This is a genomic window from Vibrio sp. 1F169 (assembly GCF_041439605.1).
Taxonomy (GTDB): Bacteria; Pseudomonadota; Gammaproteobacteria; order Enterobacterales; family Vibrionaceae; genus Vibrio; species Vibrio tasmaniensis_A.
Genome location: NZ_JBGOOI010000029.1, coordinates 39,891 through 56,040 on the forward strand (window position 1 = coordinate 39,891; position 16,150 = coordinate 56,040).

The window sequence follows — 16,150 nt, forward strand, 5'->3', positions numbered from 1 at the left end:
TTGGTTCTCAGAGAGAGACAATATTCGATAACTGATTGCACCAATTGAGGGAATTGCACCATATTGATGCGGTCAATATAAGGTTTTAGATCAGTTATCTAGCGCCCAAACGACAAAAAGCCCAGTGAAATGAATCACTGGGCTTTTAAGGTCTTTCTCTGATTACAGTTAACTCATCGCAAAGAGTTACTATCGAGTTTGGTAACCCAAACGGCTTACATTTAAACGCTTAAAGGTTTGGACCTGTTGTCGGGTTTTGCGGTAGGTTTTGACTTAAACGCTGCATGCCTTGATACATACGAATAAACCAAACCACAATCGCCACACCACCAAATAACATGCCTACATATGGAATGTAGTAAGCGATGTCATCGATAATATGGTTTTGATACCAGTAATCGTTCACACCGATCAACACGCCGTTAGATGTCGCTACCGTGACGATAAGCACAACAAAAAACGTCAGGTTCAAGAAGAACGAGCGAATCAAGCCGTAGTAATGGGTATCCACTACTTCGCCGTCTTCGCCTTTATCTAAACGATAGCCCGCGTAGATAATGGCAATCACACCAGAGAGAAGACAAGTAAATGGTGTAAAGCAGCTTAGGATGTAAGCAACCCAAATACCCTTATGAGGTTTGTTCATTCTTATTCACCCCTTCCATTTTCTCTGTTGCTACGTTAGCGCTTTGTTCAACGCCGTTTTTCTCTTGTTCCATCACTTCTTTGTACCAAAGGTCATGGTGTTCTTTAGCCCAAGTTTCATCGACTTCGCCTGTTACCATACCCTCTAGTGCGCCTTCCATACCGAACAGGCCGATGTAGATGTGGAACACGAAACCACAGATAAGGATCAAAGCAGCCAACATGTGGACTAGGTTTGAAAGCTCCATATCACGACGCGTTTGACCGAAGATTGGGAAGTCTAAAACCAAGCCACTGATCGCAGCGACACTACCCATTACAATCAATAGCCAGAACAGCGCTTTTTCACCCGCGTTCGAAAACTCTGCCGATGGATGAGAACCTTTGTGTTTCCCTACCATGCCGCCTAGTTTGATGAACCACTGAATATCGACCATTTTGAAGATCGACTTGCGCCACCACTTGATAAGAACAGCCATCAATAGCACATAGAAAATCGGGCCGATGTAGTTGTGGTATTGCTTCGCCAATAGAACGATAAAGCCCCAAAGGTCAGTTGGAATATACGGCTTCAAAAAGTGCTTGCCGTAAACCAACATCAAACCACTGAACACGAGCGTTAAGAAAGTAAACGCCATGCTCCAGTGCAACGCACGATCCAGTCGAGACCAACGCTTGATCTTACGGCCAGTTCTTGGCGCACTCAGCATTAATGGGCCAATCACAACGTACATTAGAGTAACGAAAGCAATACTGCCAAAGATAGCGACGGCACCGGCTGGCGACATCCACTTCTCTTTCAATATGTACCACGTTTGCCCGGGCGTACTGATTAACACACCGTGCTCAGCAGATTGAGATGTGGTGTAACCTTCCTCACCGTTTCTTACTTGTCGCCAAAAATCAGCGCCAGCAAGTTGTGTGATTTCTCTTTCAGCAGAGCTCGATTGAGTTTGTGATGAGTTCGTCTCAGATGCATGACTCAAAGGAGACAGCATTGTTAGTGCTGCCAACATCGGCAGCACAACAAGGAAGAGACGCTTAAACATTGTAAGCATATGTCTCTCCTAACTAGCTCTTCATCGCATCGTAAGAAAGGTCGTTGCCGTCTGTCCAACCAGCACCTTTCGCACCGCGTTCTACAACACGCTGACGGAAGATATCAGAGACTTGCTCAGCATCACCTGCAAGCAGCGCTTTTGTTGAACAAAGCGAAGCACACATTGGTAGCTTACCTTCAGCAATACGGTTCGCACCGTACTTCTGACGCTCTTCCACAGAACCAGGTTCTGTTTCAGGGCCGCCAGCACAGAAGGTACATTTGTCCATTTTACCGCGCTCACCAAAGGCTTCCTGTTTAGGGAATTGAGGTGCGCCAAACGGACAAGCAAACAAGCAGTAACCACAACCGATACATAGATCTTTATTGTGAAGTACGATGCCGTCTTCTGTATGTTCAAAACAGTCTGCTGGGCAAACTGCCATACAAGGGGCATCAGTACAGTGCATACATGCGACTGAGATAGAGTTTTCACCCGGTTCACCATCGTTCAGTGTCACAACGCGGCGGCGTTGAATACCCCACTCCAGAGCATCATCATTTTCGTTCTTACATGCAGTGACACAACCGTTACATTCGATACAACGTTTGGTGTCACAAAGAAATTTCATTCTAGCCATTTTAAGACTCCTTACGCTTTACGAATATTACAAAGGGTTACTTTCGTTTCCTGCATCAACGTGACAGGGTCGTAACCATATGTGGTTGCTGTATTGGCAGCTTCGCCAATAACGTAAGGATCAGAGCCTTCTGGGTATTTAGAACGTAAGTCTTCACCTTCAAACTTACCACCGAAGTGGAACGGCAAGAACGCTAAACCCGGTTTAACACGACGAGTAACCATCGCTTTCACCTTGATGCGGCCTTTCTCAGCACCTTCAACCCAAACATCATCGCCATCTTTGAAGCCAATGTCGTTTGCGTCTTTCGGGTTCACTTCAACAAACATCTCTTGTTGTAGTTCCGCTAGCCATGGGTTTGAACGTGTTTCTTCACCACCACCTTCGTACTCAACCAGACGACCAGAAGTCAGAATGATTGGGTATTCAGCAGACTTGTCTTGGTCTTGAATTGATTTGTACAACGTAGGAACACGGAAGATTGCTTCCTTGTCATCCCATGTTGGGTAGTCTGCAACAAGATCACGACGTGGCGTGTAAAGTGGTTCACGGTGCAGTGGTACGCGGTCTGGGAATGTCCAAACAATCGCACGTGCTTTCGCATTACCAAACGGGATACAACCATGTTTGATAGCCACACGCTGGATACCACCAGAAACGTCAGTCTTCCAGTTCTTACCTTCCGCTGAAGCTTTCTCTTCTGCGGTTAGATCGTCCCACCAACCCAGTTGTTTCAGCAGTTTGTCACTGAATTCTGGGTAACCATCTTTGATTTCGCTGCCTTTTGAGTAGCTGTCTTCAGCCAATAGACTTTGACCTTCAAATTCGACACCGAAACGAGTACGGAAGTTACCGCCGCCCTCAGCAACAGGTTTAGACGTATCGTAAAGGATATGCGTACCTGGGTGTTTCATCTCTGGGTTGCCCCAGCATGGCCAAGGAAGACCGTAAGTCTCGCCATTCGCTGGGCCGCCTTCTGCAGCAAGCGTTGTTTTGTGGAACGTGTGCCAGTTTTGTTGGTGTTCTTTCAAACGTTCTGGGCTTTGACCTGTATAGCCGATCGTCCACATACCTTTGTTGAATTCACGAGTGATGTCTTCAATCAATGGTTGGTTGTTCTCAACACGGATGTTTTTGAACAGTTGATCAGAGAAACCAAGTTTCTTAGAAAGAAGGTACATGATTTCGTGATCAGGCTTAGATTCGAACAGAGGATCAACAACCTTGTCGCGCCACTGTAGAGAACGGTTTGATGCCGTTACACTGCCGTAGGTTTCAAATTGAGTGGTTGCTGGAAGCAAGTAAACGCCATCTGTGCGATCGTTCATTACTGCTGCAACTGTTGGGTATGGGTCAACGATAACCATCATATCCAGCTTTTGCATCGCCTTCTTCATCTCTGGACCACGAGTCTGAGAGTTCACCGCGTGACCCCAGTAGAACATCGCGCGGATGTTTTCGCGCTGACGGATCTTGTCTTTGTCTTCAAGTACGCCATCAACCCAACGAGATACAGGAATACCTGCACTGTTCATTGGTTTTTGACCGCCGTATGCGTTGTCGTCGAAACGTCCTTTCACCCAGTCAAAGTCGATGTCCCAAACTTTAGACCAGTGGCGCCAAGAACCTTCAGATAAGCCGTAGTAACCTGGAAGTGTGTCAGACAGTACGCCAAGGTCAGTTGCGCCTTGTACATTATCGTGACCACGGAAGATGTTTGCACCGCCGCCTGATTTACCGATGTTACCCAGCGCGAGCTCAAGTACACAGTAAGCTCGTGTGTTGTTGTTACCCGTCGTGTGTTGAGTACCACCCATACACCAAACGATACAACCTGGACGGTTCTCAGAAAGCAGTTTTGCTGTGTGGTAAACGTCTTCTTCGCTTACGCCTGTCACGCGTTCAACTTCTGCTGGACTCCACTTCGCGACTTCTTCACGGATCTCGTCCATGCCAAATACACGTTGGCGGATGAATTCTTTGTCTTCCCACTTATTGGCAAAGACATGCCATAGCACACCCCAGATAAACGCAACGTCTGACCCCGGGCGTAGAGAAACATAGTGATCAGATTTCGCAGCCGTACGCGTACGACGAGGATCTGCCACAACGATCTTACAGTTGTTCTTCTCTTTCGCGATTAGGATGTGCTGCATTGCTACTGGGTGAGCTTCTGCAGGGTTTGAACCAATGAACAGCATCGATTTACAGTTGTGCATGTCATTGAACGAGTTTGTCATCGCACCGTAACCCCAAGTGTTTGCTACACCGGCTACTGTGGTTGAGTGACAAATACGCGCTTGGTGGTCAACGTTGTTTGTTCCCCACAAAGACGCCATCTTACGGAATGCATAAGCTTGCTCGTTACTGTGTTTTGCACTACCTAGGAAGTAAACCGAATCAGGGCCAGATTCTTTACGAAGTTCTAGCGCCTTGTTACCGATCTCTTCAATCGCTTGTTCCCAAGAAAGCTTCTTCCACTTACCGCCTTCCAATTTCATTGGGTACTTAAGACGACGTTCACCGTGGCCGTGCTCACGCAGTGCTGCACCTTTCGCGCAGTGTCCACCAGCATTAAATGGGTGATCGAATGCAGGTTCTTGACCTGTCCATACGCCATTTTGAACTTCAGCGTAGATACCACAACCCACAGAACAGTGAGAACAGATTGTACGTTTCACTTCTGTTTTCGCTTCTGGATCGACAGATTTAGCCTGTGCTTTCTTCATCATGCCTGGTGCGAATAGACTTGCGCCTACAACCGCGCCACCAGCAGCAAGTGAAGTGTTTTTCATGAAGGCGCGACGAGACACACCTAGCTGATTGGTTTCTTTGCTCACACTATCGGAGCGTTTGACAAGTTTCATCCGTTATCTCCTAAAGTGTGTCGTAGTAATCGCGAATATGTTGCGTTTCACGATAGCCCGTCTTCTTCACGTCTTCTTTCGGCATTTCAACCGTTTCTGAAGCAGTTGCCACTTTCGTTGTACCAGCGACAACGGCACCAGCAACGGCTGCAGTCGTTAAACTTTTGAGTAAGTCTCTACGGCTTGTATCTATTTCTTTGTTATCTTTCATCATTGCTTCCTTACCTTGCGGTAGATCTTTTTGGAGGCTTCATGCCCCTCTATCGATATAATCGCGTACTGCTCGATTACTCGTAATCAGTGACGTTTTTCACATCAATCTTTAATTTGTGTTTACTGCTTTTTGTATTCACGCTGAAACGAACCTGCTCCAACGTTAAGAATGCTTCACATAGCTGTGCTGCTGATTTGTAGAAGTTCGCACTTTCTGCACTTTCAAGCTGACGTGTAAAAGAGTTAAACCAAGGCCCGATATGTTTATTGAAAACGGCTTGTTGTAGCGCGTCTTCTTCATCGGTTAGCATCGCCATTACTTCACAAAGAGCCGCGATATGATCTTCAGGCTCTTTAACCTGCTCATCACGTTCAATGCCAAGCAATTCAAGATCGTGACGGATCTCAGCTAATGGTTTTTCCATCATCGATCCTGTTCTGTGCCAAGATCCAAATGGAACAATCTCCCCACGACCAATGCCAATGAAAAGATTCTGATATTCATCTTCTAGTGCTTCGCGGTTTGATTCAGTTGCTGCTTGTTGAATCGCAATCCAAGCCTTTTGCATCGCACTTTCAGACGCTTCAATGTCTAGTGTCTTTAGAAAGTCGATCACCTCTTCAGAAGGTGCGCTACGAAACAATGCAGAAAGAACCAGATAGATTTCAGTTCTTAGTGTCTGTTCTTGCTTTAATTCTTTTGCGAGCTCAGGCTCTTGTGCCTGATCCAAATTAGTATCCAAGGCCAACTCCTAGTATTTCAATTGTTTCAATGGGTCTTGAGCCATTGAATCGAACATGTCTACCACACGGCAGTCTTCACACATCGCAATACGATTAATTGCTGTCTCATCTGAGAAATGAGAGTGACCGCGTAACTTATTTTGTAACATGTCAATCATAGACTGCGGTGCGAATGGTTTATGACAACGTAAACATTCCGCTGCTTTCTCTTCATGAATCACAACAGCCTTCTGACGTTCTTCTTTCACCCAATTCATACGAGGAGTCAGAGTCAGAACATTCTCAGGACATGCCTTTTCACACAGACCACATTGAATACAGTCTTGCTCTACAAACTTAAGTGATGGAGAGGCACCATCGGTATGCAGCGCACGTGTTGGACACACAGCCACACAGCTCATACACAAAGTACAATCTTTGCTTTCACACGAAACCGTGCCGTATGGCGCATTCGAAGGGAGCTCTACAATGTTTTCAACAGGAATACGAGATGAAGACATCGCGTCAAGTGCTGTGAATAGGCGTTGACGTTTATTGCCTTGAAGATCGCCAAGTGCAAGATCGAATGAATCAACACACAGTGTTGGAGGACCTTCACATAGAGATTCTAAATACAGTATATCGATGGTTTCTTTTGGAACACCGATTTGGTCTAGTAACTCTTGAGCGATCCCTACTTCGTTATTTAGGACACGAATGATCGTCTCTGGCATAAAGCGAGAAGCAGCAAACAGAACCTGAGTTGCGCCATTCACTAACGCTGCAAACCAAGTATCAATACCAATAGAAGGCAATTCTTCAACAACGATTGGAATCACGTTATCTGGTAGCGCTTTAAGAGCCATCACGTTGTAAGTTTCATGACGTGAGCTACAGATAAGTACGATTGGGTCCAGACCGCCTGCATGTTCATAGTTAGCTAGCGTACGTTCAATGAACTTTTGCGTATCGTCAGGATTTGGAAGCGCATAGGTAATCGCTTCTGTAGGACAGCTTGTTGCACAAGTCCCAACGCCCTGACATAGGTAAGGGTTAATCTCGATCTTGTGACCTGTCTTGTCTGACCCTTCACTTGATAGCGCGCCAGCAGGACAAGCATCAACACAACGTTCGCACCCTTTTACGCCACGAGAACTGTGCGCACAAAGGTCAGTGTCTAAACGGAAGAACTTAGGCTTATCAAATGTGCCCATTAGCGTTGGAATCTCTTCCAGTGCTTCGGCCAGTTTTGGATAGCCTCGGCCCACTGGGTAATAACCCGGTACAGGCACTTCTTCTGTCATGCAGCTATTCAGACAAAGGTCTAAAACCACATCGAAACAATCGTGATTAATAGCCACTTTTGCCAAGTTGCTTGATGTGCCTTTACTCTCAATCACGACTTCAAACGTGCCAAGGAAACCGGATACTTGAACCGAATTTGCGAAGTACAGTTCTGGGTTTGTGCCCTTTTCGCCGTCTGTTGACAATAAGGTTAAGCTCGTTAATTGAGGTAATTGCGCCGCAGCACTTTCAATGATCGCAGTTGGACCAATAACAAGTGTATTACCGCCGCTTTCGTAGCTAACAGTAGGTGGAATCAGATTTGTTAACTCTACTGTATTTTCAAATGCATACAGTCTTGCTTTAGCGTTATTTGAAGTTGCTTGTTCTAATAATTGTTTAAGCATTGCTCAGTTCCATCTATGGACATGGATAATCTGTTCAACCTTCATTGTAGTAAGCGATAGAGAACTTGCTGAGTAATCCGTTAACAACTAACTCTTTAGCTAGTGTGCCATTCGTTAGACCATGAACTCGTCTATCTACAAAAAAGTTGATAATGAACGTTATTTAGCAAATGCCATGCCAATTTAATAATCCTTATGTATCAGTACTTTAATGCTTTGTAGCGTTTATTGTACGTATAAAAAAACCGCTTGGGACATTTTGTCGCAAGCGGTTCATTGAGTGTTTAGTCAAAATGTACCTATTATTTGTGTGGTATATTTTGTCCCACCTCTGTCAGGTCAGCTTCGTCTGACATTGTAGCTTTATTATCGGTCACTGTGTTTTTATACAGTCCTTTTTCTTCACCCGCAATTTCGTCACTTTCACTGAATTCTGACTCGGTCTCTTCGGCTTCATTAATAGAGTTATCAACCTCATCAATCAAAGTTTCTTCTTCATTATCAGCGACTTGTTCAGGTTCGTTTACTGTGTCTTCTTCTGTCTTGTCTTTTACCCAATCGCGAAGAGTTTCTGCAACTCCTTCAGACAGAGACTTCAAATTGCTGTAATCGTCGTCGTAATCATCTAAACCATCACGAACGTTGAACTCTTCTGAGAGGAATAGTTTACGCAATGCGGCTTTTTTTACGCTTTCAGAGGCTTCTGATACCAATAATTGGGCAACAGACAAATCTTCAGTGGCTTCTGGTGCGGGATCTTGAACGTCAGCAACATGAACTTCTTCATTGGTTTCTAAAGTTTCAGTCTCTAAAGACTGAGGCGCTGCTGCTTCCATTTCAGACGAAAGATCAGCAGACGAAAGCTCAGCAGGCGAAATCTCAGAAGATGAAGAATCAGAAGAAGTAAGTTCTGGTGCTTCCAGTGTTTGCTCTACTTCCAAAGGTTCGTCAGTGGATTCATCAAGCTTTCGTTGAGACCAACGGCTAAAGAAGTTAGTTGCCATTTGATCTTCCCGCGCCTTTGCGTTTCTTACGTCTTGTTTCTAATAACTCGCCATGACGACCGATGAACGCTTCCATCCAAGCTTGTACTGGTAATGGAATGTCGTAGGAAAGTACTTGGTTGTCACCGTCCATGTATTGCCCTGCAACGGTTTGTGAGGCAGTAAGTAACTGAATGACGGGCTTAACATCAGAATCGACATTATCCATTACTAAGAAAAGCTTAGGTTGCTGAGAGCTTAGGTTGAATCGATAGTCTGTACGTTCATCTTTATGTAATTGAAGTAAACAAACGTCTGGGGCGTCATCTTCTGGTGACAGTTCAAACCCCGTCAATTCCCATTGAGTGGTTACCCAGATACCTGTTTTGATCTCTTTCTCTATTCTTTGGACACCTATTGGCCAAGCTGCTTCTGTTTTTTCATATTGTTCTTTGAATTCTTTTATCTCAGACATACTTCACCCAATTGATTTTCTTTGGCCTGAATGTGCTTAGGACATTTTGTACTTAGCTCAATCCTATAAGCGCTATAAAGCAATAAACACGCCAATACACGTTAACTTTTACCATCTTACATGATGACTTTCGTTATTGAGTCGTATCTATAACGGTAGTCGATACACGTAAATTCAGACAACTCCACTCGGTGAACTCCCATATTTTGCGCTATTTTAATCAAATGCTTCATGTTTTCCTGAATACCCGTTATTTTGGAATAAGATTTGCTTTAAGCATGAGTTAAAGAATCGATGAACAAGATCGGCGTTAGACCCTCTTGTTAACTTCTTATCTCTTTAAATCGCTATCTCATTAAGTAGGACGTGACTGTGGTAAAACCAAACATAATAAAAACTAGTGAAAACCCACTTCAAACAATCGAAGTTGAAGTGTTTGATGAATATGGTGAGAAGCTAACCAAACAGATCGCTTGTGAACGCCCTCTTACCGTCATGTTGAACTGGAAAGAGATCGTAACCCTGATGACGCTCGGCTCGCGTCCTGAATCTTTAGTCTTGGGTTATTTGAAGAACCAAAGCTTCCTTTCTGACCCTGAAGCAGTTGAATCTATCATCATCGATTGGGAAACCAGCTCTGCAGCGGTCATTACCAATGAAGATACGAGCCAGCTTGAGCAAGCGCTTAAGAAGAAGACGGTGACCTCTGGCTGTGGTCAGGGCACCATGTTTGGTAACGTGATGAAGCAGTTGGAAGATTACCAAGTGCCTCAGACCAAAATTAAGCAATCTGAAATTTACACGGCTTTAGAAGCACTGACTCATTACAACGACACGTACAAGAAAGCTGGCGCGGTACATGGTTGCGCGGTTTGCAAAGACGACAAGGTTCTATCGTTTGTTGAAGATGTTGGCCGTCACAATGCGGTAGATACGTTGGCCGGTGAGATGTGGCTTAACAAAGAGTCTGGTGAAGATAAGATTTTTTACACTACTGGCCGCCTGACTTCTGAAATGGTCATCAAAGTGGCGCAGATGGGTATTCCTGTTCTGTTATCACGTTCAGGCGTAACGCAAATGGGTTTAGACTTGGCTCAGCAATTTGGTATCACGACCATTGCTCGCGCTAAAGGCCTGCGTTTCCAAGTGTTCACTGGCGCAGAGAAGATTGAATTTGATGTGAAAGGTGAATAATCAGCAGTCGGAAAAAAGCGTAGGTTCGATTGGAGATTCACTAACCGCTTCTAATTGTAAAGTTCTGATGTAAAGAGTTAGTGACCCTTCAAGGATAGATACATAGAAACTTAGCTAGATACAAGATACAAAAACGCCGTCATGCTTTTCAGTATGACGGCGTTTTTAATTTTTAATTTTCAGTTTATAGCTTATGCCTGAATTTCCAACGCATTGAGTTGAAAACTAAGGCTAACTTAAAGCTTAGCCGCGTGCTTTCAAGAACTCAGCGTAAGTACCGCGGAAATCGTTGATCTTGCCATCTTTGATTTCAAGGATACGAGTTGCAAGCGAGTCTACGAATACACGGTCGTGAGATACGAAGAACAATGTGCCTTTGTAGTTCTCAAGAGCCAAGTTAAGCGCTTCGATAGATTCCATATCCATGTGGTTCGTTGGTTCATCCATAAGCAGGATGTTTGGCTTGTGCATCATGATCTTACCAAGAAGCATACGACCTTGTTCACCACCAGAGATAACCTTTACAGATTTCTTAATGTCGTCTTGACCAAATAGCATACGACCTAGGAAACCACGAACAACTTGCTCGTCTTCGCCTTCTTGGCGCCATTGGCTCATCCAATCAAACAAGTTCATGTCTATCTCGAAATCGTGTGCGTGATCTTGAGCGTAGTAACCGATGTTTGAGTTTTCAGACCACTTGTACTCACCAGTACGTGGCTCAAGAGCGCCAGCTAGTGTGTTCAGTAGCGTTGTTTTACCCACACCGTTCTCACCGATGATAGCAACACGCTCACCTACTTCGAAAATACCGTCGAACTTGTTGTATAGGTCTTCTTCAAAACCTTGAGATAGGTTTTCAACCACAAGTGCGTTACGGAATAGCTCTTTAGACTGTTCGAAACGGATGAATGGGTTTTGACGGCTAGATGCTTTAACTTCGTCTAGTTGAATCTTATCGATCTGCTTAGCACGAGACGTTGCTTGCTTCGCTTTAGATGCGTTAGCAGAGAAACGAGATACGAACGTTTGAAGTTCAGCAATTTGTGCTTTCTTCTTAGCGTTGTCAGACAGTAGACGCTCACGAGCTTGTGTCGCAGCTGTCATGTACTCATCGTAGTTACCAGGGAATAGACGAAGTTCGCCGTAATCAAGGTCAGCCATGTGTGTACAAACAGAGTTTAGGAAGTGACGGTCGTGCGAAATGATGATCATTGTGCAGTTACGTTGGTTTAGCGTATCTTCCAACCACTTGATGGTGTCCATGTCCAGGTTGTTCGTTGGTTCGTCAAGAAGCATGATATGCGGGTCTGCAAACAGTACTTGAGACAATAGAACACGAAGTTTCCAACCTGGTGCTACTTCGCTCATTAGACCGAAGTGCATAGATTCTTCAATACCTACCGCAAGAAGAAGTTCACCCGCTTTCGCTTCTGCCATGTAACCGTCCATTTCAGCGAACTGAACTTCAAGATCAGCTACCTTCATGCCGTCTTCTTCGCTCATTTCAGGCAAAGAGTAAATGCGGTCACGCTCTTGCTTAATAGCCCAAAGCTCTTTGTGACCCATGATAACCGTGTCGATTACCGTGAATTCTTCGTAAGCAAATTGGTCTTGGTTTAGTTTAGCTACGCGCTCGTTTGGATCGTAGCTTACGTTACCAGCACTTGGCTCAAGTTCACCAGATAGGATCTTCATGAACGTCGATTTACCACAGCCATTCGCGCCGATTAAACCGTAGCGGTTGCCTTCGCCGAACTTAACTGAAATATTTTCGAAAAGTGGCTTAGCGCCGAATTGTTGGGTGATATTTGCTGTGGAGATCAATGCCGTTACCTTTTTAATGTGAAAAACGCCGCAACGTTACTTGTTCGGGGCTTTAACTGCAAGTCTTGATTGCAATTACCCGCTATTAAGTGAGTGATAACCCAACCAAATCATAGTTTGAGCTGACTCACACTTTTGATTTTCTATTTATCGACGAAAAGCCGCTGATTTTCAGGGAAAACAAAATATCAAACGGCGGCCTAAAATGGGAGAGATATAACATCCCAAATCATGCCGACCATTGGATATATCGTATGCTGATTAGTTACAGTAAAACCAACCCGATCAAAGCAGGCACAGACATAGCCAAGACTAGCCTAATCCCTGACAATTTCATGACAAAATCGATCGAAACAGGAATAAAGTACTCGCCCCCGATACGGGGTTGGATTTCACAAAGTAAGATTATCTAACTATAGTAATCCTAACCTCATAATTCTAAGAGACTTTTATGCGTTCACTATCGCGCTTCTTACTCCTCACTTTAGCCATTCTCTCATGGCCTAGTCATGCCAACTTGGAATATGACTTACAATCTCAGCCGCAGGTATCCGATTCTGCTGTTGACCTCGATGCTCGAATTGATTCGTTACCCGATCCCCTCTTTATGGAGCCGTCGGACCGACGCCAAGTCAATATCTTGTTAGCTGAAGTTCTGCGAGTTCAAAAGCAGGAAATCAAAATCTTCGAGCAACAGATAAAAGCTTATAGAGATAACAACGACGTCGATCAATGGTTTGAGGTTCAAACCAGTTACGTCACTTTGAATAGCTTAAACGTAAGTAAACAACATCTTCTAGAACAGACGAACTCTGCGAACAAAGAGCGCTTAACCGGTTTTGGCCCTTATGGTGTTACCCAGTTTAAGCAAGAATGGGAATTAACTAAGCTCAATATTGAGTATCTTGCATACTTCCAAATCCGAAGCTTCAAGGCGTTAGTTAACGATATCTTTATTTCGCCCGTTCCTGTGATTGGTGCGTCGTTAAAAGTGTTGTTCATCTATTTCGTTAGTGTGGTGGCTTGCTAACAGCACTCGCTTGATTGAGTTGTTTCGAATTAACTTTCTTGAAGCGAAGACGAATCCTCCTTTCTTGGTTCGTGTCATTTGGTACATCAGCCGCGCTGAAAGTGCGATTGCTTGGCTAATTGCCATCACATTGTCATTGAGAGTGCTTTCTAGTATCCCTAGTCTGCAACATTTGATTTTCCTGGAGATCTTCACGTGGTGGATTCTAGGCGGTTCGATTGCCATCAGCTTTATTTTGGAATTTGCCTACCGTTTGGGTCGTACATCCAACCAAGAAGTGATCGCGCTGCGCCTATCGACTATCCGCCGTTACGTGTGGAGCTTCATTGTGGCGGGGGTGATTCTGCAAATATCAAGTATTACGCTAGGCAAAGGCACGATTTATAGTTGGATATATAGTGCTCTGTTTTTCTGGTTTGTATTGGTTACGGTTTCAGTACTCCGATTATGGAGAGCGAAGGTCTTCGATACACTTCAACACATCTCTGATCGTCCGGTTTGGGTGAATTGGGCAGTAAACCGTAAGGATACGTTGTTACTTAATATATTGGCGACAGCCATTGGTATCGTGTGGCTGAGCGTTTACAACTTCCAACACCGAATTATGGCCCTTCTGTCTAACTACACGCTGTTTAGCCAAGCTTTGGCGTATCTGTTTAGAATCGAAGTGGCTAAGCAGTCAGATCTCGATAAGAATCAGCAAAACTTGGTTCGAATCAAAGGCGATCAAACCTATGAATACATTCTGCCAGGTAATATAGACAGTACGTTAATTGACTATGCCGGTGACGAGGTTAAGCAACTGTCTCGCTACTTGATGTCAGACAGCCCGGCTATCTGTATTGTTTCAGGTGAGCGTGGTGTGGGCGCGACAACGCTGCTTTATACCTTGCTGCACAAAGTATCTAACGCTGAGCCCGTATATGTAAGCTGCCCTTACGCGGGTTACCAAGAGCTGTTGGCACATCTAGCCGTGAGCATCGGCTTGGAAGAAGAAGCGACTGAAATTCAAATATTAGCGCACCTTCGTAAGAGCTATACCACTTACCTTATCGCGATAGATAACGCTCAACGACTGGTGAAACCAATGGTTGGCGGTCTGTCTGATTTGATTCGTTTGACCAACCTTCTGCGTCGTTCTAAAAAGAACCACCGTGTCGTGATATCGATCGCCAAATCAAGTTGGCGATTTGTGGATAGAGCGCGTGGTGAGCGTCTGCTGTTTGATTTAGTGTGCTTCCTTCCGCGTTGGACAGAGAAACAAGTGGGTGAACTTCTAAATAGCCGTATCAATACGGAGCTTGAGAAGCCGTTGTCTTTTGATGGCTTAGTGGTCCCTAAGCAATGGGACCAAGATGATATGAGTGAAGAAGAACGTGCACGCCAAGGTTTCTATCGAATTTTGTGGCACTACTCTGATGGCAACCCTACCGTTGCGCTGCGTTTCTTCCGACTCTCTTTGAATCGAAACAAAGATACCGATCAAGCGGTAGTACGTTTATTCCATGTCCCTGAAGCGCAAGAACTAGAGAATATGCCTAAACCTATGTTGGCTGTACTTCGTTCTATTGTACAACTGGAAATCGCTTCTCCAGAAGTGTTGTCTGAATGTACACAGCTGAGCACGGCAGAGATAACGGGGATTCTGCGTTACTTTGAAAGCCGTGGTTATATTGGTTGGCATGAAGAAAAGGCTCGAATTTCCGAGCACTGGTTCCGCCACATTACTAACGTTCTTGATCGTCAACATCTACTGGTGAAGTAAAATGAAGAAGTTATTTATCCTACTATTTGTTGGCTTGGCAAGTGCTGTCAGTTTCCCGACCTTTGCGACGGAAGAGTTAGCTAACGTAGAAAACATCTCTAAGATAGCGAGCTTGGTGCGATGGAGCGGCGTGTTCTTCTCCATGGTCGTTATTGCCGCAATGTGGTTGTTGCTTAAGTTCATCAATTCGTTAGTGACCAGTTTTGGTAGTCAGTTCGTGCAATATCGAATGCTGCTACAAAAGCTGCAATCGTTTACTCAGTTCTTTATCTACGTGAGCACCGGTCTTATCGTGTTCATGATGAGCTTTAGAATCAACGACCAAATCTTAGCTTTGATTGGTGGTACGCTCGCCGTGTCGGTCGGCTTTGCGCTTAAAGACTTGGCAGCATCGTTTATCGCCGGCATCACTGTGATGATTGACAGACCGTTTCAGGTTGGTGACCGTGTCACGTTCGAAGGCAACTACGGCGACATCATCACCATTGGTTTACGTTCGGTACGAATGAGAACCCTGAACGATGACATCATTACTATTCCGAACAACAAGTTCTTAAATGAAGTGACCACCAGTGGTAACTATGGCGCATTGGACATGTAAGTGGTGATTCCGTTTTACGTCGGTATGAATGAAGACATCACCCTAGCCCGCGACCTGATTCAAGAAGCCGCGTCTTCAAGTCGTTACATACACTTGCCAAAGCCTGTAACGGTTCTGGTTAAACAGACGATTACCGACAACTACCTAGCGATACAGTTGACGTGTAAGGCTTATGTGGTGGACACCGCGTATGAGAAATTGTTTGAAACCGACATTACCCTGCGTGTGATGAAAGAGTTTAAGAAGCACAACATCAACCCACCGAAGATTTCAGTGGCAGCGCATTAGGCTTTTCATATTTTAGACGCTTGTAATTGTTCGACATGGCTTGTAATTGTTTGAAATAACGGGCCATAAATAAAAACACCTCCGAACTTATCTTAAGTGCGGAGGTGTTTTTCTAGGTTCATCGCGGCTTTCCGGGGAAAGCCGCTTTTATCTTCAAGAAGAAGTAGT

At 44.7% G+C, this 16,150-nt stretch carries 11 protein-coding genes and 2 pseudogenes; 3 read left to right on the plus strand and 10 right to left on the minus strand.

Features of this window, described 5'->3' with window-relative positions:
• Positions 1-229 precede the first annotated feature (229 nt).
• The 9 genes from ACED53_RS12900 to ACED53_RS12940 form a co-directional block, all read right to left on the minus strand.
• Positions 230-646, minus strand: coding sequence for a hypothetical protein (locus ACED53_RS12900; RefSeq protein ID WP_010440849.1), 417 nt, complete (start codon positions 644-646; stop codon positions 230-232).
• Entirely contained in the window at positions 630-1,703 is a 1,074-nt protein-coding gene (locus ACED53_RS12905; RefSeq protein WP_017100628.1) for a formate dehydrogenase subunit gamma, read from the minus strand. The genes ACED53_RS12900 and ACED53_RS12905 overlap by 17 nt, the downstream gene beginning before the upstream one ends.
• 13 nt (positions 1,704-1,716) lie before the next feature.
• Positions 1,717-2,325, minus strand: a complete 609-nt coding sequence (gene fdh3B, locus ACED53_RS12910) for a formate dehydrogenase FDH3 subunit beta (protein WP_010440854.1) — start codon at positions 2,323-2,325, stop codon at positions 1,717-1,719.
• A gap of 11 nt (positions 2,326-2,336) precedes the next feature.
• Entirely contained in the window at positions 2,337-5,192 is a 2,856-nt protein-coding gene (locus ACED53_RS12915) for a formate dehydrogenase subunit alpha (protein WP_009846730.1), read from the minus strand.
• Positions 5,193-5,202: 10 nt separating this feature from the next.
• Positions 5,203-5,403, minus strand: coding sequence for a twin-arginine translocation signal domain-containing protein (locus ACED53_RS12920; protein ID WP_029225440.1), 201 nt, complete (start codon positions 5,401-5,403; stop codon positions 5,203-5,205).
• 76 nt (positions 5,404-5,479) lie between these two features.
• Positions 5,480-6,148: a molecular chaperone gene (locus ACED53_RS12925; RefSeq protein ID WP_029225439.1), complete on the minus strand. Its 669-nt coding sequence runs from the start codon at positions 6,146-6,148 to the stop codon at positions 5,480-5,482.
• 9 nt (positions 6,149-6,157) lie between these two features.
• Positions 6,158-7,819 carry a 4Fe-4S dicluster domain-containing protein gene (locus tag ACED53_RS12930; protein ID WP_017100625.1) on the minus strand — a complete coding sequence of 554 codons (1,662 nt, stop codon included), beginning with the start codon at positions 7,817-7,819 and terminating at the stop codon, positions 6,158-6,160.
• A gap of 302 nt (positions 7,820-8,121) precedes the next feature.
• Positions 8,122-8,823, minus strand: a complete 702-nt coding sequence (locus ACED53_RS12935; protein WP_017100624.1) for a DUF3306 domain-containing protein — start codon at positions 8,821-8,823, stop codon at positions 8,122-8,124.
• Positions 8,813-9,277, minus strand: a complete 465-nt coding sequence (locus ACED53_RS12940) for a DUF3305 domain-containing protein (RefSeq protein WP_017100623.1) — start codon at positions 9,275-9,277, stop codon at positions 8,813-8,815. The genes ACED53_RS12935 and ACED53_RS12940 overlap by 11 nt, the downstream gene beginning before the upstream one ends.
• A gap of 372 nt (positions 9,278-9,649) precedes the next feature.
• Between ACED53_RS12940 and fdhD the strand changes: the two genes are divergently transcribed.
• A complete protein-coding gene (gene fdhD, locus ACED53_RS12945; RefSeq protein WP_009846735.1) occupies positions 9,650-10,471 on the plus strand; it encodes a formate dehydrogenase accessory sulfurtransferase FdhD in 822 nt (273 codons plus the stop codon).
• Positions 10,472-10,714: 243 nt separating this feature from the next.
• On the opposite strand, the gene ACED53_RS12950 is transcribed toward fdhD, so the two are convergent.
• The gene (locus tag ACED53_RS12950; protein WP_017100622.1) at positions 10,715-12,298 is read right to left on the minus strand and encodes an ABC-F family ATPase; all 1,584 of its coding nucleotides are present in this window, start codon (positions 12,296-12,298) and stop codon (positions 10,715-10,717) included.
• Positions 12,299-12,749: 451 nt separating this feature from the next.
• Between ACED53_RS12950 and ACED53_RS12955 the strand changes: the two are divergent.
• Together ACED53_RS12955 and ACED53_RS12960 are read left to right on the plus strand one after the other, a co-directional pair.
• Positions 12,750-15,093 (plus strand): annotated as a pseudogene (locus ACED53_RS12955) (ATP-binding protein).
• Position 15,094: 1 nt separating this feature from the next.
• Positions 15,095-15,982 (plus strand): annotated as a pseudogene (locus tag ACED53_RS12960) (mechanosensitive ion channel family protein).
• Positions 15,983-16,150: the final 168 nt, after the last annotated feature.